Genomic DNA, 24,460 nt, shown 5'->3' with positions numbered 1-24,460 from the left:
GCCCGACGTGTGTGACGTCGCCCGAATTACTTCTTGCGGGCGGTGGTCTTCTTCGCGGTGGCCTTGCGCGTCGCCGTCTTCTTCGCCGGAGCCTTCGTCGCGGCGGTGGCCTTCTTGGCCGCCGGGGCGGTCTTCTTGGCCGTGGCGGTGGCCTTCTTGGCGGTCGCCGCGGCCTTCTTGACCGTGGTGGCCTTCTTCGCGGCCGGGCTGGCCTTCTTCGCGACCGTGGTCTTCGCGGCCGACTTCTTGACCACCGTGGCGGTGGTCTTCTTCGCCGTGGTCTTCTTCGCCACCGCGGTCTTCGCCGCCGCCTTCTTGGCGGTGGTGGCCTTCTTGGCCGCGGCCTTCTTGACCGTCGCGGAAGCGCCGCCGGTCAGGCTGCCCTTGGGCGCCTTCTTGACCGAGACCTCGCCGCCCTTGGGCAGCTTCTTGGTGCCGCTGACCAGGTCCTTGAAGCCCTGACCCGCGCGGAAGCGGGGAACAGAGGTCTTCTTGACCCGGACGCGCTCACCCGTCTGCGGGTTACGGGCGTAGCGGGCCGGACGGTCGACCTTCTCGAACGAGCCGAAGCCCGTGACCGAGACCCGGTCGCCGGCGACCACCGCACGGACGATCGCGTCGAGTACCGCGTCGACAGCGTCCGCGGCCTGCTGGCGGCCGCCCACCTTGTCGGCAATCGCTTCTACGAGCTGCGCCTTGTTCACGTCTTCCCCTTCGGAGACTTCGCCAGAACGAATGTGTTCAAGCTTATTTCGCACGTTAGGCGGATATATACCGCAAATCAAACACGAAACGGGCTAATCACCCTAGTGCCGCAACGATGTAGGCCGTTACGGAGTTCCTTCGCATCAGTCGCCTTCAGGGAATCGACCCTCGTCGAGGTCCTTCATCAACCTGTCCAGGCGCCTTGCCGCATCGGCGAGATCGTGCTTCGCCGCTGCCGTGGCGACCAACAGCTTCCGGGACAGCGCCATCCTTACGCCCTCCGGGACTTGCAGCGAGCGCACCCTTGTGTGCGCTTCTTTCAGCCGGTCCGCGACAAGTCCGTAGAGCTCTAGTTGACTGTCGCGTTCCATGCACAGATTGTGCCATCTGGGGCGAGTTGTCGCCTCATGGGGCCTCAACAAACGCGTGTGCCCCCCGCCGGAAGGCGGGGGGCACAGGAGCCAAGTCGAGTTCACCCGAGGTGAATAAGCGCTGATCAGGCCTGAATCGTGCGCGGCTTGAAGCTCGGTCGGACGCTTTCGTAGGTGGCGATGTCCGCTTCGTTCTGAAGGGTGAGCGAGATGTCGTCCAGCCCCTCCAGGAGACGCCAACGGGCATTGTCGTCGAGTTCGAACTCGGCCACGGCGCCTTCGGCTCGGACCTCCCGGGCGACCAGGTCCACCGTGATCTCGGCGGTGGGGTCGGCCTCGGTCAGCTTCCACAGCCGCTCGACGGTCTCCTGCGGCAGCACGACGGTCAGCAGACCGTTCTTGAGGGAATTCCCGCGGAAGATGTCGGCGAAGCGCGAAGAGATCACGGTCTTGAAGCCGAAGTTCTGCAGGGCCCAGACGGCGTGCTCGCGCGAGGAACCGGTGCCGAAGTCGGGACCGGCGACCAGGACGGTCGCGCCCGCGCGCTCCGGCTGGTTCGTGATGAACGCCGGGTCCTTGCGCCAGGCCTCGAAGAGGCCGTCCTCGAACCCGTCACGGGTGATCTTCTTCAGCCAGTGGGCCGGGATGATCTGGTCGGTGTCGACGTTGCTGCGGCGCAGCGGCACGGCCCGGCCGGTGTGGGTGGTGAAGGCTTCCATGGTTATCGGGCTCCGGCGGTCGCGGTGGCGTCGGTCAGGTCGGCGGGAGAGGCCAGATGGCCCAGCACCGCGGTGGCCGCGGCCACCTGCGGGGAGACCAGGTGGGTGCGTCCGCCCTTGCCCTGCCGGCCTTCGAAGTTGCGGTTGGAGGTGGACGCGGAGCGCTCACCAGGGGCCAGTTGGTCGGGGTTCATGCCCAGGCACATCGAACAGCCCGCGTGCCGCCATTCGGCGCCGGCCTCCTTGAAGACCTTGTCCAGGCCCTCCGCCACCGCCTGCAGGGCGACCCGGACCGAACCCGGGACGACCAGCATCCGTACGCCTCTCGCGACTTTGCGGCCCTCGATGATGCCCGCGACGGCGCGCAGGTCCTCGATGCGGCCGTTGGTGCAGGAACCTACGAAGACGGTGTCGACCCGGATGTCGCGCAGCGGCTGTCCGGCGGTCAACCCCATGTATTCCAGGGCCTTTTCGGCGGCGTTGCGCTCCGAAGCGTCCTCGTACGAAGCCGGATCGGGGACGTTGGCCGACAGCGGCGCGCCCTGGCCCGGGTTGGTGCCCCAGGTCACGAAGGGGGCCAGCGTCGTGCCGTCGATGACGACCTCGGCGTCGAAGACCGCGTCGTCGTCCGAGCGCAGGGTCTCCCAGTACGCGACCGCCGCGTCCCAGTCCGCGCCGACCGGAGCGTGGTCACGGCCCTTGAGGTATTCGAACGTGGTGGCGTCCGGGGCGATCATGCCCGCGCGGGCGCCCGCCTCGATCGACATGTTGCAGATGGTCATCCGGGCTTCCATCGACAGCTGCTCGATGGCCGCACCGCGGTATTCCAGGATGTAGCCCTGGCCGCCGCCGGTGCCGATCCTGGCGATGATCGCCAGGATCAGGTCCTTGGCGGTGACGCCCTCGGCCAGTTCGCCCTCGACGGTGATCGCCATCGTCTTGGGGCGGGCCAGCGGCAGCGTCTGGGTGGCCAGCACGTGCTCGACCTGACTGGTGCCGATACCGAAGGCCAGCGCGCCGAATGCTCCGTGCGTGGAGGTGTGCGAGTCGCCGCAGACCACGGTGGTGCCCGGCTGGGTCAGGCCCAGCTGGGGGCCCACGACGTGGACGACGCCCTGCTCGACATCGCCCAGGGAGTGCAGCCGGACGCCGAACTCGGAGCAGTTCTTGCGCAGCGTCTCCAGCTGGGCCCGGGAGACCGGGTCGGCGATGGGCTTGTCGATGTCGATGGTGGGGGTGTTGTGGTCCTCGGTGGCGATGGTGAGGTCGAGGCGCCGCACCGGGCGGCCCGCCTGCCGCAGGCCCTCGAAGGCCTGGGGGCTGGTCACCTCGTGCAGCAGGTGCAGATCGATGTAGAGGAGGTCGGGCTCGCCCTCGGCGCGCCGGACGACATGATCGTCCCAGACCTTCTCCGCGAGTGTCCTACCCATCGCTTTCCCTCCGGCTCACCGTCCCGGGTCCCGTGGTTCGTGGACCCGTACATACAGACTCGCTGGTTCTTGGAAAAATTGAACTTGCGTTTCACAGTGTGAGACGCGAATATCGTTTCATGGACAACTCTAGCGGCGTCGGCGTTCTCGACAAGGCAGCTCTGGTATTGAGCGCACTGGAGTCCGGTCCGGCCACCCTCGCCGGGCTGGTCGCGGCGACAGGGCTCGCACGACCCACGGCACATCGCCTTGCCGTGGCACTGGAACACCACCGGATGGTGGCGAGGGACATGCAGGGCCGGTTCATCCTCGGACCGCGGCTGGCGGAGCTCGCCGCCGCGGCCGGCGAGGACCGCCTGCTGGCCACGGCGGGACCGGTGCTCACGCACCTTCGTGACGTGACGGGTGAGAGCGCGCAGCTCTACCGGCGTCAAGGCGACATGCGCATCTGCGTGGCGGCGGCCGAACGGCTGTCGGGTCTGCGGGACACCGTCCCGGTCGGCTCCACGCTTCCGATGAAGGCCGGTTCGGCCGCGCAGATCCTGATGGCCTGGGAGGAGCCCGAGCGGCTCCACCGGGGGCTGCAGGGCGCGCGGTTCACGGCCACGGCCCTGTCCGGCGTACGCCGCCGCGGCTGGGCCCAGTCGATCGGTGAGCGGGAGCCCGGCGTGGCCTCCGTCTCGGCGCCGGTGCGCGGCCCTTCGAACCGGGTGGTGGCCTCCGTATCGGTCTCCGGCCCGATCGAGCGGCTGACCCGGCACCCGGGGCGCATGCACGCCCAGGCCGTCATCGACGCGGCCGCCCGGCTGAGCGAGGCCCTGCGCCGCTCCGGCTGAGCCCCTCCCGGCCTTGACCTCCCCCCTTTTCCACTCCCCCGGGCCCGGGGGCGCGTACGACGCCGCACACGTCCGAACGCGCGCCTCCGGGCCCGTACTTATGCCCCTCCGGTGCCCTTCCGGGAACGACGAAGAGGCCCTCCGCGATGATCGCGGAGGGCCTCTCCTGTGCGTACCCCCGACCGGATTCGAACCGGCGCTACCGCCTTGAGAGGGCGGCGTGCTAGGCCGCTACACAACGGGGGCCTGCCTGCAGTTACTGCGCTGGGCTACCAGGACTCGAACCTAGAATAAGAGAACCAGAAACTCTCGTGTTGCCAATTACACTATAGCCCATAGTGGTCTAGACCAGCTAGACAGTACCCCCGACCGGATTCGAACCGGCGCTACCGCCTTGAGAGGGCGGCGTGCTAGGCCGCTACACAACGGGGGCCCTAGCGATCCTGCATCGTGACGTCCGGGTGCGACCCTGGAGATCTCGCGGGAAGGATCTGTACCCCCGACCGGATTCGAACCGGCGCTACCGCCTTGAGAGGGCGGCGTGCTAGGCCGCTACACAACGGGGGCAAAGCACTGCGTTACTTCTGCACTGCGCTGGGCTACCAGGACTCGAACCTAGAATAAGGGAACCAGAAACCCTCGTGTTGCCAATTACACTATAGCCCACCAAAACGCAACCCCTTGCGGGGGGTTTGTTTGGGTTGTTGCGCTTCCGTTCCGGCCTTGCGGCCCGCACCGGCGGCGCAGAAAGAACATTACCGGATGCCTGACCGTGCTCCAAAACGGGTATCCCCGGCCAGCACGTCCGGAAGCTGTGCGAGACCGGTGATCCGGTGCACCCCGTCAGGCCCCTGACCGCGGCCGCCGTCCCGGTCGAGCCAGACCGCCGTCAGGCCGGCGTCGCGCGCCCCGCGCGCGTCGATCTCCGGCTGGTCGCCGACGTACGCCACCTCCTCCGGCGCCAGCCCCAGCGCGTCGCAGGCGGCGAGGAAAGCGGCCGCCTCGGGCTTGCTGACGCCCAGCTCCTCGGCGCACACGAGCACCTCGAAGCGGTCGCGCAGGCCGAGGTGGCGCATCTTGGGCTCCTGGGCGGTGGCAGAGGAGTTGGAGAGCAGCCCGTGCCGGTAGTCGTCGGCGAGGGCGTCCAGTACGGACAGCACATCGGGGAACAGCGCCCAGGCGGCCTTGTAGTGCCGGACGTAGCGGCCGAACCAGGAGTCGGCATCGGCATCGCTCATGCCGGGCGCCCCGAGGAAGTCCCGTACCCGGTCCCAACGCTGCCCCTGGAAGGTGACCTCCCCGGCGCCGAAGCGCGCCCAGTGCCGTTCGGTGGCCTCCCGCCACAGCGCGAGCGCCTCGCCCGGGGACCCGTAGCGCCCCTCCAGCCCCTCCTCGGCGAGCTGGCGCGCGAGCCCCGCGGTGTCGGCCCCGGTGTAGTCGAAGAGGGTGTCGTCGATGTCCCAGAGCACGGCGCGTATCGGCATGGCGCCGAGCCTACGCCGGGGTGATCTCCTGCGGGGGCACGACGAAGAAGTCGGTGACGAAACAGGTGAGGGCGCCCGCCGCGTCCCTGCCGACCCAGGTCGGGTAGCGGCCATCGCCGAAGCCGGAGGAGAAGGCGGCGAGGCCGTGGCCGTTCTCTCCCTCGACCAGGTGGATGCCCGCCCGGTGCCCGGCGGCTGCGAAGGCGTCCCAGAGCGGCCCCTCGTCGCCCTCGCAGTCGGGGAAGGAGTCGTCGGCGGCCTGGTCGTAGAAGGAGCCCGCGCCCGCGTCGACGCCGTAGCCGTAGAACTCGTCCTCGCCGAGCGCGGCGACGTCCTGGCCGTCCTTCACCGCGAGCTCCCAGGTCACCGCGGGGGTGTCGGTGATCACCAGGCGGGCGGCGGCGACCCTCAGGTGCGGATCGGCGGCCGCGGGCTCTCCGGGCTCGGTCAGCTCGGCCATGGCCACCTGCACCCGGTAGCGTCCCGGCGGCGCCTCGGCGGTGAACGGCGGTACGTACCCGCCTCCCAGGCCGATGAAGGGGTCACAGGCCACCACCCGGCCGGTGGGCAGCCACAGCTCACCACCGTCCACGACGGAGAGCGTCCCGGTGGGGCCCTCCTCGTAGGAGAACGTGCTGCCCGGCGTGAAGAACCAGGAGAAATCGGGGGCGGCGATCGGCACGGCAGGGGCCTTCCATACGGACTTCGGCGAACGGGAAGACCTTAGCGATCTCCGCTGACACGCCTCGGGGGGCGGTGGCCGGGGACTCCGGCCACCGCCCCCCGGGGGACAGCGAGGCAGTTCCTACGCGGTCAGCTTCGCCAGCGCCGCGTCGATGCGGGACAGGGACCTGTCCTTGCCCAGGATCTCCAGGGATTCGAAGAGCGGGAGGCCGACGGTGCGGCCCGTGACCGCGACGCGGACCGGGGCCTGCGCCTTGCCGAGCTTGAGGCCGTGGGCCTCGCCGGCGGTCAGGACGGCCTGCTTGAGCGACTCCGGGTCGCTCCAGTCGGCCGACTCCAGGTTGGCGCGGGCGGTGGTCAGCAGGGCCGCGGGCTCGCCCTTCATCGCCTTGTCCCACGAGGGCTGGTCCTCGACCGGCTCCTTGAGGAACAGGAAGTCCACGTTCGCGGTGATGTCCGAGAGGACCGTGACGCGGGTCTGGGCGTAGGGCGCGATGCGCTCCCAGGCGGCCGTGTCGAAGTCCTCGGGCGCCCAGTTGGCGTGCGGGGCCGTGAGCCACGGGGCGCAGGCGTCCGCGAAGGCCTTCGGGTCCAGCATGCGGATGTGGTCGCCGTTGATCGACTCGGCCTTCTTGAGGTCGAAGCGCGCCGGGTTCGCGTTGACGTCCGGGATGTCGAACTTCGCGACCATCTCCTCGATCGAGAAGATGTCCTGGTCCTTGGAGAAGGACCAGCCGAGGAGCGAGAGGTAGTTCAGCAGGCCCTCGGGCAGGAAGCCGCGCTCGCGGTACAGGTTGAGCGAGGCCTCGGGGTCGCGCTTGGAGAGCTTCTTGTTGCCCTCGCCCATCACGTACGGCAGGTGGCCGAAGGCGGGGGTGGTCTTGGCGACGCCCAGCTCGATCAGCGCCTTGTACAGGGCGATCTGGCGCGGGGTCGAGGAGAGGAGGTCCTCGCCGCGCAGGACGTGCGTGATCTCCATCAGCGCGTCGTCGACCGGGTTCACCAGCGTGTACAGCGGGGCGCCGTTGGCCCGCAGGATGCCGAAGTCCGGCACGTTGTCCGGGGTGAAGGTCAGCTCGCCGCGGACGAGGTCCGTGAAGGTGATCGGCTCGTCGGGCATCCGGAAGCGGACGATGTGGGGGCGGTGCTCGCCCTCGTACGCCTCGACCTGGACGGTGCTCAGCTCGCGGCAGTGGCCGTCGTAGCCGGAGGGCTTGCCGGCCGCGCGGGCGGCGGCGCGGCGCGCGTCGAGCTCCTCCGTGGAGCAGTAGCAGTTGTAGGCGTAGCCGCCGTCGATCAGCTTCTTCGCCACGTCCGCGTAGATGTCCATGCGCTCGGACTGGCGGTACGGGGCGTGCGGGCCGCCGACCTCGGGGCCCTCGTCCCAGGTGAAGCCGAGCCAGCGCAGCGAGTCGAGCAGCTGGCCGTAGGACTCCTCGGAGTCACGGGCCGCGTCGGTGTCCTCGATGCGGAAGACGAACGTACCGCCGTGGTGGCGGGCGAACGCCCAGTTGAAGAGGGCCGTCCGGACCAGACCCACGTGCGGGTTGCCGGTCGGGGAGGGACAGAAACGTACGCGGACAGGTCCGTTAACCACGCTTGATCACCTTGTTGGTGAGAGTGCCGATGCCTTCGATGGTGACGGCGACCTCGTCGCCGACGTTGAGGGGCCCGACTCCGGCCGGGGTCCCCGTGAGGATGACGTCGCCCGGGAGCAGCGTCATGGCCTCGGTGATGTGCACGATCAGGTCCTCGATGGAGCGGACCATGTCGCTGGTGCGGCCGAGCTGGCGCTGTTCGCCGTTCACGGTGCACTGGATGGCCAGGTCGCTCGGGTCGAGGTCGGTCTCGATCCAGGGGCCGAGGGGGCAGGCGCCGTCGAAGCCCTTGGCCCGGGCCCACTGCTTCTCGCGCTGCTGGACGTCGCGCGCGGTGAGGTCGTTGGCGCAGGTGTAGCCGAGGATGACGTCCTTGACGCGCTCGCGCGGGACGTCACGGCACATGCGGCCGATCACCACGGCCAGCTCGGCCTCGTGGTGGACGTCCTGGGAGAAGGAGGGGTACGCGATCTCGTCACCGGGGCCCACCACCGAGGTGGAGGGCTTGAAGAAGGTGATCGGCGCGTCCGGGACCTGGTTGCCCAGCTCCGCCGCGTGCTCCGCGTAATTGCGGCCGATGGCCACGATCTTGCTGGGCAGCACGGGCGGGAGCAGCCGGACCCGGTCCCGGGAGGAGGGGTCCAGCGGAACCTTCGTACCCGACAGTTCGAAGTCCCCGTACGGGATGCCCTTGATGATGTCGAGGACGAGCCCGCCCTCGGCGCCGGGGGCTGCGTCGCCCTCGACCGCGCCGAAGGCGACATTTCCGTCGATCGAGAACCTGGCGATGCGCACCTGTTGCGTCTGCCCCTCTGTCCGTCCGCTGCGCGGCCCGTGTGGGCCGGAGTCTGCGGACTCCAGGCTAACGCGGCGGACCGGGGCACTTCGCTCGATTACCGCGCGGTGCGGGGGTTGCTCCTGCTTCCGCGCGCTGCGGGGGTTACTGCGCGGCGGGGGCCACCGGGGCGTCCATCAGGATGGTGCGGCGCGGGTTCGCGGTCTGGGTGGGCAGGTCGGCCGAGTGCTCCGGGGTCTCAACCGTCTGCAGCTCCTCGGCGTCCTTCAGGTGCGCGAGGGTGGTGCGGCGCGGGTTGGCTATGTTGCGGAACATCATCGTCGTCTTCTGCGTACTCATCGGAGTATCGGAACCCTCGGTCGGTGTGTGGACCGGACGCACCTCGTGGGCGCCGGTTGTCGGGCGTGCCATCCCTGTAAAGAGCCAGGCTAAACATCTGAATCCCCCGAGGAACGGAGAAGTAATGGCCATGGCTGTGTGAGTTTGCTCACCAACGACCGGGCATTCCGGTCATTACGGTCAGTCAATTCAAGTTCCAGAAACGGACATTGCGCCACTGAATGCGCCATTCCGCTCCTGATCATCTCGACTGGGACACCCCGTCAGTCATAGCGATTACACAGCCAAAGTCCGCTTTCTCCCGAAAGCGGGCCCACATCCGGTAGTACCTCTGTCACAAGCCGTCACCGACTCTCCGAGGGAACCCTCGCACCTTGTTGGAGATCCGGCACTGTGCTGGAATTCGCGGGACCGCCGCGGGAATCAGCCGGCGCGCAAGCGGCGCGACTCAGCGCCGAGCGCGGCGGCAAAGAGAGGGAGACGCGCCGGTCACCGACGACCACCATGGGGCCGTCAGTGCCCCACGACTCGACACCGTCCCGCCGGTCGCCCGGAGGGACGCCTGGTCCAGAGGTTGCGAGCTAGTGCAGGGACGTTTCAAGAGGGATGGAATGGGGTCTCCCCAGGCCCGCCAGGGCCGTGGGGACGCTGCTGCGGAGCAGGACCCGCACAGCGGGACCGACCGTGGCTCCTCGCCCCAGCACGCCCAGAACCACGGGCCGGCTGCCGGTGGCACGGGTGGCCCCGACACGCCCCCCGCCGGTAAGGCGAAGGGCCGGGGCAAGAGCCCGAAGGCGAAGACGAAGGCCAAGGCCAAGGCGAGCGGCAAGACCGCCCTGGACGAGTCCGCCGAGCGGGACCAGGCGATACCGAAGGCCCCCAGCGGGCCCGGCTCCCGGCTCCACCTGCAGAACTGGCGCATCAGCACGCGACTGGTGTCGCTGCTGACCCTGCCCGTCGTCGCCGCCACCACGCTCGGTGGCTTCCGCATCAACGACTCGATGAACGAGATCGCGCAGCTGGACCACATGCAGCTGCTGACGACGATGACCCGGCAGGCCACCAACCTGGCCGCCGCGCTCCAGGAGGAGCGCGACAAGTCCGCCGGTCCGCTGTCCGTCGCCAAGGCCGCCGCGGCCGCGAACCAGGGTGCTCCCCCGGCCCCGGCCAACAGCCTGGTCGAGGGCGTCCGCGACCAGACGGACGCCGCGGCGACCGCCTTCGCCAGCGCCACCGACAAGATCGACAGCGCCCAGGACAAGGACGACACCCTCAAGTCGATCCGCAACAACGTCCTGCAGATCGGCCGCCAGCTCGCCGGCATCGAGGACATCCGCAAGAAGGCGTACCAGAACAGCGCCCAGCAGACGGTCTCCGAGTACAACGGTCTGATCGTCTCGCTGCTCTCGCTCTCCCAGGACATGGCCCAGGCCACCTCCAGCCCGGAGATGATCAAGCGCACGCGCGCCCTGGCCGCCTTCTCCTCCGCCAAGGAGTACGCCTCGATCCAGCGCGCCGTCATCGCCGCGGCGCTCCCCGAGACCGGTGACAAGCCCGGCAAGCTCAGTGAGAACGACCGTCTGTACGCCCTGGCCGCCCAGCGCGGCGAGAGCCAGGCGAAGAAGACCTTCGAACTCGTCTACCAGGGCAAGCCCGAGGAACTCCTCCAGTCGCTCGGCGACGGCAACAGCGAGATCGGCACCGCCGACCACTACGCCCGCCGCGTGCTGACCACCGAGGGGCAGTTCGGCAAGGAGAAGAACCGGTCCTGGATGGACTGGTACGACGCCGACGACACCAAGCTCGCGGCCATGAAGGTCATCGAGCTGACCCTGCTCGACGACATGGAGCAGAAGGCCCGCGAGCTCAAGACCCAGTCGCAGCAGGACGCCATCATCAACGGTGCGCTGATCCTCCTCGTCCTCGGTGTCTCCCTCGTCGGCGCCTTCGTCATGGCCCGCTCGATGATCCGCTCGCTGCGCCGCCTGCAGGACACCGCGACCCGGGTCGCCCAGGAACGTCTGCCCGAGCTCGTCAAGCAGCTCTCCGAGACCGACCCGCAGGACGTCGACACCTCCGTGGAGTCGGTCGGTGTGCACTCGCGCGACGAGATCGGCCAGGTGGCCGCGGCCTTCGACGACGTGCACCGCGAGGCCGTCCGCCTCGCCGCCGAGCAGGCCCTCCTCCGGGGCAACGTCAACGCGATGTTCACCAACCTCTCGCGCCGTTCGCAGGGCCTCATCCAGCGCCAGCTCTCGCTCATCTCCGAGCTGGAGTCGCGCGAGGCCGACCCGGACCAGCTGTCCTCGCTCTTCAAGCTCGACCACCTCGCGACCCGCATGCGCCGTAACGGCGAAAACCTCCTCGTCCTCGCGGGCGAGGAGCCGGGCCGCCGGTGGACCCGCCCCGTCCCGCTCGTCGACGTGCTCCGCGCCGCGGCGTCCGAGGTGGAGCAGTACGAGCGCATCGAACTCTCGTCGGTGCCCGGCACCGACGTCGCCGGCCGCGTCGTCAACGACCTCGTGCACCTGCTCGCCGAGCTGCTGGAGAACGCCACCTCGTTCTCCTCCCCGCAGACCAAGGTCAAGGTGACCGGTCACGCGCTGCCCGACGGCCGCGTGCTGGTCGAGATCCACGACACCGGCATCGGCCTGTCCCCCGAGGACCTGGCCGCGATCAACGAGCGGCTCGCCTCGCCGCCGACCGTGGACGTCTCGGTCTCGCGCCGCATGGGTCTGTTCGTGGTCGGCCGCCTGTCCCTGCGACACGGCATCCGCATCCAGCTGCGCCCCTCCGACTCGGGCGGTACGACGGCACTCGTCATGCTCCCGGTCGATGTGGCCCAGGGCGGCAAGAAGCCCGCTCCGATGCCGGGCCAGGGCGGCCCGGGCATCCCGGGTGCGGCCGGCCAGCAGGGCGCGGTCGCGGGTCAGGGAGCCCGTCCCCCGGTGGGCGCGGCCCCGCAGCGCGGCCAGGTCACCGGCGGCGGTCAGCGTGCCGCGCTGCCCGGCCGCGAGAACTCCGGCCAGCAGCGTCCCCAGGGACAGCAGGGCCAGCAGAACCAGCAGGGCGGCCGGGGTCAGCAGCAGGGCGGCCGCGGCCAGGCCCCGCAGGGCCAGGGCGCCTTCGGCGCGGGTGCGCCGGTGGCCGGTCGCGGTGCGGCGGGCGGGCCCCAGGCCCGTCCGGGCGGCGCGCCGAACGGTGCCACGCAGTCCGGTACCGCGGCCTTCCCGCAGAGCGACCCGTTCGGGCCCGGCACGACGCCCGGCGGACCGCAGGGCAACCACGGCTTCGAGCGTCCGCAGTCCCAGGCGCCGGGTCAGCCCGGTCAGGGCCAGGGCGCGCCGGTGACCCCGCGGGTGCGGCCGCAGCTGCCGCCGCGCGGCGGCGCTCCGCGTCCGGAGCTTCCGGGCGCCGGGACCGCCGCGTCCGCCGGTCTTCCCCCGGCCACGAGCTGGGGCGCCGACCCGGGCCGCCGGGGCGGTCAGGACGTACCGCGCGGGCACGACGAGGTCCAGGGCCCCGGCTCCACGGCCGAGTTCGCCCGCCCGGACTTCAACGCCCCGATGCCCCGCACCGGTGACGCCTCCACCACGGGCCAGTTCGCCCGTCCGGAGTTCCCCGGCCCCCAGGACCCCGCGTCCACCGGCCAGTACCCGGTGGCGGACCTGCGCGGCGCCCAGGACCCCTCCGGCACCGGCCAGTTCGCCCGGCCCGCCTTCCCGGCCGCCCAGGACCCCTCCAGCACGGGCCAGTTCGCCCGTCCGGAGTTCCCCGGCCCCCAGGACCCGGCGTCCACCGGCCAGTTCGCGCGCCCCGACTTCCCGCAGTCCGGGACGGGTCAGTTCGAGCGGGCCGACATACGCGGGCCCCAGGACCCCTCCGCCACCGGCCAGTTCGCGCGGCCCGACTTCGCGGCCCCGCGGACCGGCGGTCCCGGTGGCCCCGGCGTCGGCGGGTACGGCAACCAGGGCGCCCAGCAGGCCCTCCCGGCGCAGCAGGCTCCGCAGCAGTACCAGCCCCAGCAGCCGCAGGCACTGCCTCCGGCCCAGCAGCTGGGTGACGGCCGGACCCCGCTCTTCGACAACCTGGAGTCGAACTGGTTCCGCCAGGAGGGCGAGCAGCCCCCCGGTCAGGCACCGGCCGTACCCCAGCAGCCGCAGCAGGGGCTGCCGACCGGCCCCACGCCGGTTCCCGCTTCCCCGCAGCGCCCGCAGCAGCCGCTGCCGCAGCGCGGCCAGGAGCGTGCGGCCGAGCAGCCCGGGCAGAACCCCGCACCCGGCTCGCCCACGGTGAGCTGGCGCTCCTCCCCCAACGACGAGCTGATGCGGCAGGCCGAGCGCGTGCGCCAGCCCGCCGCGGGCGGGATCACCACCTCGGGCCTGCCCCGCAGGGTGCCCCGGGCCAATCTCGTCGCGGGTACCGCGCAGCAGCAGGCCGAGGCCCAGGCGGGCCCGCAGGTCTCGCGCGCACCCGACGACGTCCGCGGTCGGCTCACCAACCTCCGACGCGGTATCCAGCAGGGCCGTCAGGCCGGCACCACCGGACCGGCGACCGGCAGTTACCACATCGACCCCACTTACCAGCAGGAGCGATAGTTGAGTTCGATGAGCCAGGCGGCACAGAACCTGAACTGGTTGATCACGAACTTCGTGGACAACACCCCCGGGGTGTCCCACACCGTGGTGGTCTCCGCCGACGGCCTCCTTCTGGCCATGTCCGAGGGGTTCCCGCGGGACCGGGCCGACCAGCTCGCCGCGGTGGCCTCCGGGCTGACCTCGCTGACCGCCGGCGCCTCCCGCATCTTCGAGGGCGGCGCCGTCAACCAGACGGTGGTGGAGATGGACCGGGGATTCCTCTTCCTCATGTCCGTCTCCGACGGATCCTCGCTGGCCGTACTCGCGCACCCCGAGTGCGACATCGGCCTCGTGGGCTACGAAATGGCCCTCCTCGTGGACCGTGCGGGCAGCGTCCTCACCCCGGACCTGCGCGCGGAGCTGCAGGGCAGCCTCCTCATCTGACGTCCAGATCTCCCGGCCGGCGGGTACTGCCGGCCGGGAGACCGGGGCCCCGCCCCGGAAACCAGTACCGCCGTTTGGCCGTCATCCCGTCCCCCCACCGGCCCCGTCGGACGGCACGTTGACCACTGCTGTCCAGCCCGGAGGATCCATGACCCCGCCCCCCGCCTATTCCGATCACTACGGCGATCCGTCGTACTCGGAAGGCGACCAGCCGCTGGTCCGCCCCTACGCGATGACCGGTGGCCGGACCCGGCCCCGCTACCAGCTCGCCATAGAGGCGCTGGTCAGCACCACCGCCGATCCGATGCACCTGTCGGGCCTGCTTCCCGAGCACCAGCGCATCTGCACACTGTGCCGCGAGGTCAAGTCGGTCGCGGAAGTGTCCGCACTGCTGTCGATGCCGCTCGGTGTCGCCCGGATCCTCGTCGCCGACCTGGCGGAGGCCGGAATGGTGGCCATCCACCAGCCGGGCAATGGAGAGGCCGGCGGCACGCCGGATGTAACGCTGCTCGAAAGGGTGCTCAGTGGACTTCGCAAGCTCTAGCGGCGGTGGCGGAGCGACTCGCTCCACCACTTCCGCGAAGATCGTGGTGGCGGGTGGCTTCGGCGTGGGCAAGACCACGTTCGTGGGCGCCGTCTCCGAGATCAACCCGCTGCGCACCGAGGCCGTGATGACCAGCGCGAGCGCGGGGATCGACGACCTGACCCACACCGGGGACAAGACGACCACCACGGTCGCCATGGACTTCGGCCGCATCACCCTGGACCAGGACCTGATCCTGTACCTCTTCGGTACGCCGGGCCAGGACCGCTTCTGGTTCATGTGGGACGACCTCGTGCGCGGCGCCATCGGCGCGATCGTGCTCGTGGACACCCGCCGTCTCGCCGACTGCTTCCCGGCCGTCGACTACTTCGAGAACAGCGGGCTCCCCTTCGTCGTCGCGCTCAACGGCTTCGAGGGGCACCAGCCGTACACCCCCGAAGAGGTCCGCGAGGCCCTGCAGATCGGACCGGATGCCCCGATCATCACGACGGACGCCCGCCACCGCGCGGACGCCAAGAGTGCGCTGATCACGCTCGTCGAGCACGCGCTGATGGCGCGCCTCAAGTAACACGGGTGTCTCCCCGGAGGTTTCAGGGCGGGCTGTGTCATGCGACACGGCCCGCCCTCTCTTTTCATAACGTTTCGACAGAGAATTGGCCTCCTACGGCCACGCGGTGCGTTCGGGCGGTTCCGCTCCGCTCACAACTCGCCCCTTTTCTCCCGTCGGTTGCTCTTTATGTCCGGTTTATGCGGGGCATAAGGCTCTGGGTATGGCCGGATTCAACTGTTTGGAACACGGCCGTTACCCGTGCTGGAATCAACGAACTAGCTAGTAGCACCGCCGAGAGGTTGTTGGTCGAGTGAGGCGAAGCAATTCGAGCCCCGCGGAGGAACCCGCGCGCGGCAACTTCACCCCGCCGCCGCGTGCGGGGGCGTCCTTCGACGTACCCCTGGACGCGCCCGTCGGCGGTGGCAGCACCAGCAGGTTCGCGCCCCGCAACTGGCGGGTGCCCACCAAGCTGAACGCGATCCTGCTCGTCCCGGTCCTCGTCGGCCTGGTCATGGGCGGCTTCCAGGTGAAGGGGTCCATCGACACCTGGAACGAGGCGAAGGACGCCGAGAAGACCGCCCGCATCGTCCAGGCGGCGGCCGAATACGGCCAGGCGCTGCTGAACGAGCGCGACCTCACGGCCGACCCCCTCCTCAAGGGCGAGCGCAGCAGCGAGGTCGTCACCAAGGCCTACGCGGCGACCGACGCGGCCAAGGCGAAGTTCGCCGAGGCCGTGAAGGGCATGCCGAAGAAGCAGGGCCTGGAACGCCGCCTGCAGCTCTTCCAGGAGGAGGAGCCCAAGCTCGAGGTGATCCGCAAGACCGCGTACTCCGCTCCGGAGACCGCGAAGAAGGACCTCCCCAAGTCGGCCGGGCCCATCCCGACCGAAGAGGGCTACGTCCTGGTCCAGCACAACCTGATGTCGTTCTCCAACGAGCTGGGCCTGGGCACCGGGAACATCACCAGCTACGGCCGCATGGTCTACGCGATCGAGCTGGCCAAGGCCGCGAACTCGCTCCAGCGCTCCGTGGGCACCCACCTGCTGGTCCGCCCGAACGAGAGCGAAGAGGTCCGCAAGGCCCAGCTGGTCGCCTTCTCCTCCTACGCCTACCTCGAAGAGATCGCGGTGGGCGAGTACGTGTCCGCCGGCACCGAGGCGGACACGGAGCAGCTCAAGGAGGTCATGGGCAAGCGCTCCGCCCTGGGCGCGGCGAAGCTCGCCGAGGCCCAGACCCAGGCGCAGCAGGCCGGGACCCCCTTCAAGGCGCCGCCCGTCGTCAACGGCTCCGCCCTCACGGGCATGACCGACGCGATAGCCAGCGGTGCGAAGAACACCAAGCTGGCCGCCGACGGGACCACCCCGCTGGCCTGGCAGGCCGCGGCCACCGCGAAGTTCGACGGTTACGCCGAGATCGAGAAGGACCTCCTCGACAAGGCCGTCAACGACACCATCGTCATCTCCGACGACGCCCGCAACGCCGCCATCACCAACGGCGCCATCGTCGTCGTGGCCCTGCTCGCCGCCTTCATCCTGGCGGGCATGATGGCCCGCCAGATGGGCCGCTCGATGCGCCGCCTGCGCAGCGGGGCGTTCGACATCGCCGAGCAGCGCCTGCCGATGCTGGTCGACCAGCTCTCGCGGACCGACCCGGGCAAGGTCGACACCCGGGTGGTGCCGATCCCGATCGACTCCCTCGACGAGATCGGCGAGGTCGCGCGCGCCTTCGACCAGGTCCACCGCGAGGCCGTCCGGCTCGCCGCCGAGCAGGCGCTCCTGCGGGGCAACGTCAACGCGATCTTCACGAACCTCTCCATGCGCAACCAGTCGCTGATCGAGGGCCAGCTGACCCTCATCACCGACCTGGAGAACAACGAGGCCGACCCGGACCAGCTGGAGAACCTCTTCCGGCTGGACCACCTGGCCACCCGTATGCGCCGCAACGGCGAGAACCTCCTCATCCTCGCGGGTGAGGAACCGGGCCGCCGCTGGGACCAGCCGGTCCCGCTGGTCGACGTCCTGCGCGCCGCCTCCTCCGAGGTGGAGCAGTACGAGCGCATCGAGCTGTCGGGCGTCTCCGAGGCCGAGATCCACGGCCAGGCCGTGACCGACCTCGTGCACCTGCTCGCCGAGCTGCTGGAGAACGCGACCACCTTCTCCTCCCCGCAGACCAAGGTCCGCGTCAACGCGACCCGGCTGCCCGACGGCCGCGTCATGGTCGAGATCCACGACAAGGGCATCGGCCTCACCGCCGAGGACTTCGCGGACATCAACCACAAGCTGGCCAACCCGCCGACCGTGGACGCCGCGATCTCGCAGCGCATGGGTCTCTTCGTGGTCGGGCGGCTGTCCGACCGGCACGGCATCCGGGTCCAGCTGCGCCCCTCGGGCGAGCAGGCCGGTACGACCTCGCTGGTCATGCTCCCGGACGCGATCACCCATGGTGGTGGTGGCGAGGGCATACCCGAGGACGACTTCACGGTCTCCCAGATGATTCCGCAGCAGCACCAGCTCCAGCAGAGCGCTCCGCTGCGCACGGCCGCCGAACTCGGCTTCGACGACTCGCAGTACGACCGCCGCCCGGGCCCGGGCGAGGGCCAGGACGGCGCCCCGCGCCAGCTGGACCCGGTGGGCCGCTCGCTGGGCCGCGACGAACGCCGGGCCGCGCTGGAGGCGCAGGTCGGCTTCCCGCAGCAGGAGCAGCCGGCCCAGCCGTCGCAGCAGGAGTATCCGGAACCTCAGCCGGAACACGGCTACCAGCCGTACCAGGGGTACGAGCAGCAGCCCGAGCAGGGCTACGAGGCCGCCGCGTACGAAACCCAGGACGGCTACCCCCAGCAGGCCGGATACGAGACGTACCAGCAGGATGGTTACGCCTATCCGGAAGCCGGGTACCAGGACACCCAGCAGACCGAACAGCCCTACGACGGTGGCTACGATGTCCAGTCCCACCAGGCACAGTGGCCGGAACAGAACACCCATCCGGCCGCTTACCAGCAGGATTACGGGACCGAATCGGAATCACCGTCCGGTGCCGAACAGGCCCCGGAGCGCGTAGGCTTCGACCGTCCGGACACCGCTGCCGACGCCGGTCACACCTTGACCGGAGCGGGCCTGCCGCGTCGTGGCAGCCAGCAGCAGTGGCAGCCGGCACAGCAGGAAAAGGAATCCACCGGATCCCTCTTCGAAGGGCGGTCGCAGCGACAGCAGCGGTCCGCCGAAGCGGAGGCGGCCCCGGCGGAAGCGGAAGGTCCCGAGTCCTGGCGTTCGCGCAACGACGAACGCTGGCAGCAGGCCGGAAAGCTTCGTGAGCCGAAGGCGGGCGGGGTCACCCCGTCCGGTCTCCCTCGGCGAGTGCCCAAGGCCAACCTGGTCGAGGGCACGGCGGAATCGACCCCGCAGGGCGGCCCCCAGGTCTCCCGTGCCCCGGAGGACGTCCGTGGCAGGCTGAGCAACCTGCGCCGCGGTGTCGAGCAGGGGCGCAGTGCGGGTTCGGAGCAGTCAAGTAACAGCTATGACCAGGAGCGTTAGTGTGAGCCCGATGAGCCAGGCGGCACAGAACCTGAACTGGTTGATCACGAACTTCGTGGACAACACCCCCGGGGTGTCCCACACGGTGGTGGTCTCCGCCGACGGCCTCCTTCTGGCCATGTCGGAAGGATTCCCGCGGGACCGCGCCGACCAGCTGGCGGCCGTGGCCTCCGGGCTGACCTCGCTGACCGCCGGCGCCTCCCGCATCTTCGAGGGCGGCGCCGTCAACCAGACGGTGGTGGAGATGGACCGCGGGTTCCTCTTCCTCATGTCCGTCTCCGACGGATCCTCGCTCGCGGTGCTCGCGCACCCCGAGTGCGACATCGGTCTGGTGGGCTACGAGATGGCCCTCCTGGTGGATCGCGCGGGCAGTGTCCTCACCCCGGACCTGCGCGCGGAGCTGCAGGGCAGTCTTCTCAACTAGCAGACAGGCAGTGCGTTTCGCGCCATCGCACCATAGGGTGCGGTGGCGCGGTTCCACAGGGAGTACTGCGTTCTTGGAGTCGGAGGAGGAAACGTGACAACACCCCACGGAGGACATCCTTATGGCGGCGCGCAGCAGCCGCAGGGTGGGCACGACCAGAACCGCTTCAACTTCCCTTCCTCCCCCAGCCGGCCCGCGCCGGAGCACCAGCCCTACCCGCAGCAGCCCTACGGCCGGCCCTCGCAGGCCCCGCAGCGGCAGCAGCCGTACACTCCGCAGCAGCACCAGCAGCCGCAGCGGCCTTCGCAGCCGCCGGCCCCCAAGGCACACAACCCGCTGGTGCGTCCGTACGCCATGACCGGCGGCCGGACCCGGCCCCGCTACCAGCTCGCCATCGAGGCGCTGGTCAGCACCACGGCCGACCCCTCGCGCCTGCAAGGGCAGTTGCCCGAGCACCAGCGCATCTGCCGGCTCTGCATCGAGATCAAGTCGGTCGCCGAGATCTCGGCTCTTCTCTCCATCCCCCTCGGCGTCGCCCGAATCCTCGTCGCCGACCTGGCGGAGGCGGGCCTTGTCGCCATCCATCAGCCCGGCGGGGACGAATCCGCCGGCGGTCAGCCAGACGTGACACTGCTCGAAAGGGTGCTCAGTGGACTTCGCAAGCTCTAGCGGCGGTGGCGGAGCGACTCGCTCCACCACTTCCGCGAAGATCGTGGTGGCGGGTGGCTTCGGCGTGGGCAAGACCACGTTCGTGGGCGCCGTCTCCGAGATCAACCCGCTGCGCACCGAAGCCGTGATGACATCCGCTTCCGCGGGGATCGACGATCTCACCCACACCGGGGACAAGACGACCACCACGGTCGCCATGGACTTCGGCCGCATCACCCTGGACCAGGACCTGATCCTGTACCTCTTCGGTACGCCGGGCCAGGACCGCTTCTGGTTCATGTGGGACGACCTCGTGCGCGGCGCCATCGGCGCCGTCGTGCTCGTCGACACCCGCCGTCTCGCCGACTGCTTCCCCGCCGTCGACTACTTCGAGAACAGCGGCCTGCCCTTCGTGATCGCCCTGAACGGTTTCGACGGGCACCAGCCGTACACCCCCGAAGAGGTCCGCGAGGCCCTGCAGATCGGCCCCGACGCCCCGATCATCACCACCGACGCCCGCCACCGCGCCGACGCCAAGAGTGCCCTGATCACTCTGGTCGAGCACGCGCTGATGGCGCGCCTGCGGTAACGGCTCCGGCGCACACGAAAAGGCCCCCGCACTCGGAAGAGTGCGGGGGCCTTTCGCATCGGCCCGGTGGGCCGGGAAGTACGGCCTAGCCCTGCCAGCTGTGCGGGGCGCGGAAGCCCGGGGTGCGCTCCAGACGGCGCCAGCCAGCGGTGGAGCCGGTGGACTGGGCCGGGACGGCCTCGGGGGTGGCGGCGGCGCGGGCGAGCAGGATCGCGGTGATCGCGGCCAGCTCCTCGGGCTCGGCGTGACCCTTCTCGACGCGCAGCAGGGTGTCAGTGATGCTCATGGGTGGCAGGTCTCCTTCACTTCTTACTGCGGCGGGTTGCCGTGCTTGCGGGACGGCAGGTCTGCGTGCTTGTTGCGGAGCATCGCGAGGGCGCTGACGAGCACCTCGCGGGTCTCGGCGGGGTCGATGACGTCGTCGACGAGACCGCGCTCGGCCGCGTAGTACGGGTGCATCAGCTCGGACTTGTACTCCTTGACCATGCGCGCGCGCATCGCCTCGGGGTCCTCGGCGTCCGCGATCTGCTTGCGGAAGATGACGTTGGCTGCGCCCTCGGCGCCCATCACGGCGATCTCGTTGGTCGGCCAGGCGTAGGTGAGGTCGGCGCCGATGGACTGCGAGTCCATGACGATGTAGGCACCGCCGTACGCCTTGCGCAGGATCAGCGAGATCCGCGGCACGGTCGCGTTGCAGTACGCGTACAGCAGCTTCGCGCCGTGCCGGATGATCCCGCCGTGCTCCTGGTCCACGCCCGGCAGGAAGCCGGGCACGTCCAGCAGCGTGATGATCGGGATGTTGAAGGCGTCGCACAGCTGGACGAACCGCGCGGCCTTCTCGGACGCGTGGATGTCCAGGACACCGGCGAGGTGGCCGGGCTGGTTCGCGACGATGCCGACGACCTGCCCGTCCATCCGCGCCAGCGCGCAGATGATGTTGCGGGCCCAGCGCTCGTGGATCTCCAGGACGTCGCCTTCGTCGACGAGTTCCTCGATGACCTTGAGCATGTCGTACGGGCGGTTGCCGTCGGCCGGGACCAGGTCCAGCAGGACGTCCGAGCGGCGGTCGGCCGGGTCGGCGCTCTCGTGGACCGGGGGGTTCTCCCGGTTGTTGGAGGGCAGCATCGAGATCAGGTAGCGGACCTCGGAGATGCAGGTCTCCTCGTCGTCGTACGCGAAGTGCGCGACGCCCGAGGTCTCGGCGTGCACGTCCGCGCCGCCCAGTCCGTTCTGGGTGATCTCCTCACCCGTCACCGCGCGGACCACGTCCGGGCCGGTGATGAACATCTGCGAGGTGTCGCGGACCATGAACACGAAGTCCGTCAGCGCCGGAGAGTAGGCCGCGCCGCCCGCGCACGGGCCGAGCATCACCGAGATCTGCGGGATGACACCCGAGGCCCTGGTGTTGCGCTGGAAGATGCCGCCGTACCCGGCCAGCGCCGAGACGCCCTCCTGGATACGGGCGCCCGCGCCGTCGTTCAGCGAGACCAGCGGAGCACCCGCGGCGATCGCCATGTCCATGATCTTGTGGATCTTCGTGGCGTGGGCCTCGCCCAGCGCCCCGCCGAAGATCCGGAAGTCGTGCGCGTAGACGAAGACCGTCCGGCCCTCGACCGTGCCCCAACCGGTGATCACACCGTCGGTGTAGGGCTTCTTCGACTCCAGGCCGAACCCGGTCGCCCGGTGCCGGCGGAGCTGCTCGACTTCCTTGAACGAACCCTCATCGAGCAGGAGCGCGATCCGCTCCCGCGCCGTCAGCTTGCCCTTGGCATGCTGCGCCTCGGTCGCACGGTCACTCGGGCCGCGCTGCGCCTGCTCACGCAGGGCGTGCAACTCGGCCACGCGGCCACGGGCGTCCGTCGGCTCGCTCGAAGTCTGGTCCACAACGGTCATGTACTGACCTTACGAAGTCGACCGGCGAAAACCCTCCGTTGGTTCCGCACAGTCTCGGGCCCGATCCGCTGTGCGGCCCGGACAGATGCCTTCCGTCATGCGAGGACTCCACCAGTTGGGACCTTCGTCCTTTGTGGGGACACCACAAAGCCCGACGACACGCGGCGTAGATGTTGAAATTTGAACTGAATGGGTCTAGCGTCATTCTCGTTGAAGGTTAAACAAAAGACCTCAACCCGAACCGAGGAGTGAGTCATGGGAATCTTCACCCGCCGCGCCGAGAACACCGCCGTCGCCACGCCCGCCGTGGACCCGGCCCTGGCCGCGCTCACCGGTGACTACGTCATCGACGCCGGCCACAGCAGCATCGGCTTCACCGTGCGCCACGCCATGGTGACCAACGTCCGCGGCAGCTTCGCCGACCACGAGGGCACCCTGCACCTGGACGGCACGGACCCCGCGCGCTCCACCGCCTCCATCGACGTGAAGATCGCCTCCGTCGACACCGGGGTCGGCGACCGCGACGCCCACCTGCGCGGCGGCGACTTCTTCGACGCCGAGACCTTCCCCCTGATGACCTTCCGCTCCACCGCGGCGGCTCAGCTCTCCGGCGACACCTACCGCATCACCGGCGAGCTGACGATCAAGGACGTCACCCGGCCGCTCTCCATCGACCTGGAGTTCAACGGCTCCGCCACCGACCCCTACGGCAACGAGCGCGTGGGCTTCGAGGGCGCTGCCGAGATCCTGCGCTCCGACTGGGGTCTGACCTGGAACGCCGCCCTGGAGACCGGTGGCGTCGTGGTCAGCGACAAGGTCAAGCTGACCTTCGACATCTCCGCGATCAAGCAGGGCTGACGCCGCGGGGCCGGGGCGCGGGTCAGAAGTCCCCGCCGCCGAAGCCGCCGCCTCCGTCGAAACCGCCGCCGCCACCGAAGTCTCCCCCGCCGAAGTCGGACGGGTTGAAGTCGGCGCCGGAGACGTCCCCGCCGTCGAAGCCGCCGCCCATGTCGGAGGCGTAGGCGGGGCCGGACATCATCATCGAACCGAGCATCGTGCCCATGAGCAGACCGGGCAGCATGCCGCCGCCGAAGTAGCCGCCGGCCCAGGGACCGTACGCCGGGCCGGCGTCGTAGTACGGGCGCGGGCCGTGCTCGGTGTCGACCGTACGAACAGCCGGGTCCTGACCGTCGCGCAGCCGGACGGCGTCCGCCGCGCAGACCGGTACGGTCCGGGGCGCCCCGCCCGCCGGGGCCCAGGCGGCGTCCTCGGTGCTGGGACCGTGGCGCGGGTCGAAGAAGCACGGCGCCCGGCGTTCGGGCACGGGCTTGCCCTGACGGCGCGCGTCCAGCGAGGCCAGCGCGAACCGGCCGTCCTCCAGCGCCTGGGTGACGCCCTGCACCTCTCCCGGGTGCTGCACCGTGGCCATGATCTGCTTGGCCTTCTCGTACGAGTCGAGGCCCTGCTCGTAGTCCTTGCGCATCGCGTCGTCCGCGCCGGGCTCACCGGGGTGGAAGTCCAGTCGGTCCAGCTCCTCGCCGAAGGCCGTGATGTCCTCGTCGACGACCACGGAGAGCTTGCGGATCGCCTCGCGCTCCTCCTCTTCCTTCTTCTTGCGGCCCCGGCGCACCAGTGCGTACGCGCCACCGCCGCCCACGAGCGCCACCGCGCCGAGGCCGATCAGCGCGCCCGAGCCGCCGCCGTCACCCGCGCCGGAGCCGCCCCAGGAGGCCGGGGCGCCGCCCTTGGTCTGGGACAGGGCCTGGTCGACGAAGTTGTTGAGCTGGGTGGCCGCATCGACCGGGCCGCCCGCCTTGACGGCGTCGGTGAGGTTGCGGACCGAGTTGACCGGCATGACGGTGCGGTCGGCCGCGGCGTTGAAGCCGTCGCCGAGCCGGATCGCGTACAGCCCGGTGATGCCGGTCTCGGTACGGACGGTGCGCAGCACGCTGTCGGCCGGGAACTCGGCGTTCGCGGGCAGCACCGCGACGAACACCGGCTTGCCCGCGTCCTTGATCTTCTTCGCGAGGGCGTCCGCCTGGTCCTTCGGCAGCTGCGCCTCGGCGCGGGGGTCGACGTAGACCGGGCCCTTCTTGAGGGCCTCCGCCACGGTCGCGGGTCCGGTGGCCGCGGACGCCTGGGGCGCGACCACGAGGGCGGTCGCGGACAGGGCCAGCAGCAGACCGGAGAGAGCGGAAATCAGCCTGGTCCTCATGGCCTCGACGGTACCTGAACCGGTTGTTTCCCGTGTGAGCTGGACATAAAGGGCCAGGGGCCCGTCTCCGGGCCCCTGGCAGCCG

The 24,460-nt window shown here is 70.0% G+C and carries 22 protein-coding genes and 5 tRNA genes; 10 read left to right on the top strand and 17 right to left on the bottom strand.

The window, feature by feature from the left end:
* Window positions 1-26: 26 nt before the first annotated feature.
* From OHS33_RS26090 to leuC, 4 genes are all read right to left on the bottom strand, one after another.
* A complete protein-coding gene (locus OHS33_RS26090; protein WP_330332836.1) occupies window positions 27-704 on the bottom strand; it encodes an HU family DNA-binding protein in 678 nt (225 codons plus the stop codon).
* Between the two features lie 144 nt (window positions 705-848).
* Window positions 849-1,076, bottom strand: coding sequence for a hypothetical protein (locus tag OHS33_RS26085; RefSeq protein WP_330332835.1), 228 nt, complete (start codon window positions 1,074-1,076; stop codon window positions 849-851).
* Window positions 1,077-1,201: 125 nt separating this feature from the next.
* The gene (leuD, locus tag OHS33_RS26080; protein ID WP_330332834.1) at window positions 1,202-1,795 is read right to left on the bottom strand and encodes a 3-isopropylmalate dehydratase small subunit; all 594 of its coding nucleotides are present in this window, start codon (window positions 1,793-1,795) and stop codon (window positions 1,202-1,204) included.
* A 2-nt stretch (window positions 1,796-1,797) separates the two neighbouring features.
* Window positions 1,798-3,225 (bottom strand): 3-isopropylmalate dehydratase large subunit, encoded by a 1,428-nt coding sequence (leuC, locus tag OHS33_RS26075; RefSeq protein WP_330332833.1) that lies wholly within the window; start codon window positions 3,223-3,225, stop codon window positions 1,798-1,800.
* Window positions 3,226-3,344: 119 nt separating this feature from the next.
* Here leuC and ndgR point away from each other — a divergent pair, with 119 nt between their 5' ends.
* Complete coding sequence (gene ndgR, locus OHS33_RS26070; RefSeq protein ID WP_073911130.1) at window positions 3,345-4,061, top strand: IclR family transcriptional regulator NdgR; 717 nt, start codon at window positions 3,345-3,347, stop codon at window positions 4,059-4,061.
* A gap of 173 nt (window positions 4,062-4,234) precedes the next feature.
* Here the strand turns inward: ndgR and OHS33_RS26065 are convergent.
* The 10 genes from OHS33_RS26065 to OHS33_RS26020 form a co-directional block, all read right to left on the bottom strand.
* Window positions 4,235-4,307, bottom strand: a tRNA-Glu gene (locus OHS33_RS26065).
* An 18-nt stretch (window positions 4,308-4,325) separates the two neighbouring features.
* A tRNA-Gln gene (locus tag OHS33_RS26060) sits at window positions 4,326-4,397 on the bottom strand.
* Between the two features lie 24 nt (window positions 4,398-4,421).
* Window positions 4,422-4,494, bottom strand: a tRNA-Glu gene (locus OHS33_RS26055).
* A gap of 61 nt (window positions 4,495-4,555) precedes the next feature.
* Window positions 4,556-4,628 (bottom strand) — tRNA-Glu (locus tag OHS33_RS26050).
* 27 nt (window positions 4,629-4,655) lie between these two features.
* Window positions 4,656-4,727: transfer RNA gene (locus tag OHS33_RS26045), tRNA-Gln, on the bottom strand.
* Window positions 4,728-4,816: 89 nt separating this feature from the next.
* A complete protein-coding gene (locus OHS33_RS26040; protein WP_330332832.1) occupies window positions 4,817-5,545 on the bottom strand; it encodes an HAD family hydrolase in 729 nt (242 codons plus the stop codon).
* 10 nt (window positions 5,546-5,555) lie between these two features.
* Entirely contained in the window at window positions 5,556-6,227 is a 672-nt protein-coding gene (locus tag OHS33_RS26035) for a DUF4241 domain-containing protein (RefSeq protein ID WP_330332831.1), read from the bottom strand.
* Between the two features lie 123 nt (window positions 6,228-6,350).
* Window positions 6,351-7,826 carry a glutamate--tRNA ligase gene (gene gltX, locus OHS33_RS26030; protein ID WP_330332830.1) on the bottom strand — a complete coding sequence of 492 codons (1,476 nt, stop codon included), beginning with the start codon at window positions 7,824-7,826 and terminating at the stop codon, window positions 6,351-6,353.
* Window positions 7,819-8,622, bottom strand: coding sequence for a fumarylacetoacetate hydrolase family protein (locus OHS33_RS26025; RefSeq protein WP_330332829.1), 804 nt, complete (start codon window positions 8,620-8,622; stop codon window positions 7,819-7,821). Before OHS33_RS26025 ends, gltX begins: the two co-directional genes overlap by 8 nt.
* 145 nt (window positions 8,623-8,767) lie before the next feature.
* The gene (locus tag OHS33_RS26020; protein WP_330332828.1) at window positions 8,768-8,962 is read right to left on the bottom strand and encodes a hypothetical protein; all 195 of its coding nucleotides are present in this window, start codon (window positions 8,960-8,962) and stop codon (window positions 8,768-8,770) included.
* 584 nt (window positions 8,963-9,546) lie between these two features.
* On the opposite strand from OHS33_RS26020, the gene OHS33_RS26015 reads away from it, so the two are divergent.
* The 8 genes from OHS33_RS26015 to OHS33_RS25980 all read left to right on the top strand — a co-directional run bounded on the left by OHS33_RS26015 (window position 9,547) and on the right by OHS33_RS25980 (window position 20,267).
* Window positions 9,547-13,560 carry a nitrate- and nitrite sensing domain-containing protein gene (locus OHS33_RS26015; RefSeq protein WP_443065354.1) on the top strand — a complete coding sequence of 1,338 codons (4,014 nt, stop codon included), beginning with the start codon at window positions 9,547-9,549 and terminating at the stop codon, window positions 13,558-13,560.
* Between the two features lie 9 nt (window positions 13,561-13,569).
* Window positions 13,570-13,983 carry a roadblock/LC7 domain-containing protein gene (locus OHS33_RS26010; RefSeq protein ID WP_008739864.1) on the top strand — a complete coding sequence of 138 codons (414 nt, stop codon included), beginning with the start codon at window positions 13,570-13,572 and terminating at the stop codon, window positions 13,981-13,983.
* Between the two features lie 148 nt (window positions 13,984-14,131).
* On the top strand, window positions 14,132-14,527 hold the full coding sequence (locus OHS33_RS26005) for a DUF742 domain-containing protein (RefSeq protein WP_330332826.1): 396 nt from the start codon (window positions 14,132-14,134) through the stop codon (window positions 14,525-14,527).
* Window positions 14,508-15,095 carry a GTP-binding protein gene (locus tag OHS33_RS26000; protein WP_283459846.1) on the top strand — a complete coding sequence of 196 codons (588 nt, stop codon included), beginning with the start codon at window positions 14,508-14,510 and terminating at the stop codon, window positions 15,093-15,095. The genes OHS33_RS26005 and OHS33_RS26000 overlap by 20 nt, the downstream gene beginning before the upstream one ends.
* A 292-nt stretch (window positions 15,096-15,387) precedes the next feature.
* On the top strand, window positions 15,388-18,606 hold the full coding sequence (locus OHS33_RS25995) for a sensor histidine kinase (protein ID WP_330332825.1): 3,219 nt from the start codon (window positions 15,388-15,390) through the stop codon (window positions 18,604-18,606).
* A gap of 10 nt (window positions 18,607-18,616) precedes the next feature.
* Window positions 18,617-19,030 carry a roadblock/LC7 domain-containing protein gene (locus OHS33_RS25990; protein ID WP_319722215.1) on the top strand — a complete coding sequence of 138 codons (414 nt, stop codon included), beginning with the start codon at window positions 18,617-18,619 and terminating at the stop codon, window positions 19,028-19,030.
* Between the two features lie 93 nt (window positions 19,031-19,123).
* On the top strand, window positions 19,124-19,699 hold the full coding sequence (locus OHS33_RS25985; RefSeq protein ID WP_330332824.1) for a DUF742 domain-containing protein: 576 nt from the start codon (window positions 19,124-19,126) through the stop codon (window positions 19,697-19,699).
* Window positions 19,680-20,267: a GTP-binding protein gene (locus OHS33_RS25980; RefSeq protein WP_330332823.1), complete on the top strand. Its 588-nt coding sequence runs from the start codon at window positions 19,680-19,682 to the stop codon at window positions 20,265-20,267. Before OHS33_RS25985 ends, OHS33_RS25980 begins: the two co-directional genes overlap by 20 nt.
* 85 nt (window positions 20,268-20,352) lie before the next feature.
* On the opposite strand, the gene OHS33_RS25975 is transcribed toward OHS33_RS25980, so the two are convergent.
* Together OHS33_RS25975 and OHS33_RS25970 are read right to left on the bottom strand one after the other, a co-directional pair.
* On the bottom strand, window positions 20,353-20,553 hold the full coding sequence (locus OHS33_RS25975; RefSeq protein ID WP_330332822.1) for an acyl-CoA carboxylase subunit epsilon: 201 nt from the start codon (window positions 20,551-20,553) through the stop codon (window positions 20,353-20,355).
* A gap of 23 nt (window positions 20,554-20,576) precedes the next feature.
* Window positions 20,577-22,160: an acyl-CoA carboxylase subunit beta gene (locus OHS33_RS25970; protein WP_330332821.1), complete on the bottom strand. Its 1,584-nt coding sequence runs from the start codon at window positions 22,158-22,160 to the stop codon at window positions 20,577-20,579.
* A 255-nt stretch (window positions 22,161-22,415) separates the two neighbouring features.
* Between OHS33_RS25970 and OHS33_RS25965 the strand changes: the two genes are divergently transcribed.
* On the top strand, window positions 22,416-23,018 hold the full coding sequence (locus tag OHS33_RS25965) for a YceI family protein (RefSeq protein ID WP_330332820.1): 603 nt from the start codon (window positions 22,416-22,418) through the stop codon (window positions 23,016-23,018).
* Window positions 23,019-23,040: 22 nt separating this feature from the next.
* On the opposite strand, the gene OHS33_RS25960 is transcribed toward OHS33_RS25965, so the two are convergent.
* Entirely contained in the window at window positions 23,041-24,375 is a 1,335-nt protein-coding gene (locus OHS33_RS25960) for a hypothetical protein (RefSeq protein WP_330332819.1), read from the bottom strand.
* Window positions 24,376-24,460: the final 85 nt, after the last annotated feature.

This window comes from Streptomyces sp. NBC_00536, assembly GCF_036346295.1.
GTDB lineage: Bacteria > Actinomycetota > Actinomycetes > Streptomycetales > Streptomycetaceae > Streptomyces.
Note: the sequence above shows the minus strand (reverse complement) of the source record. Positions and strands in the feature narration are given on the sequence as shown.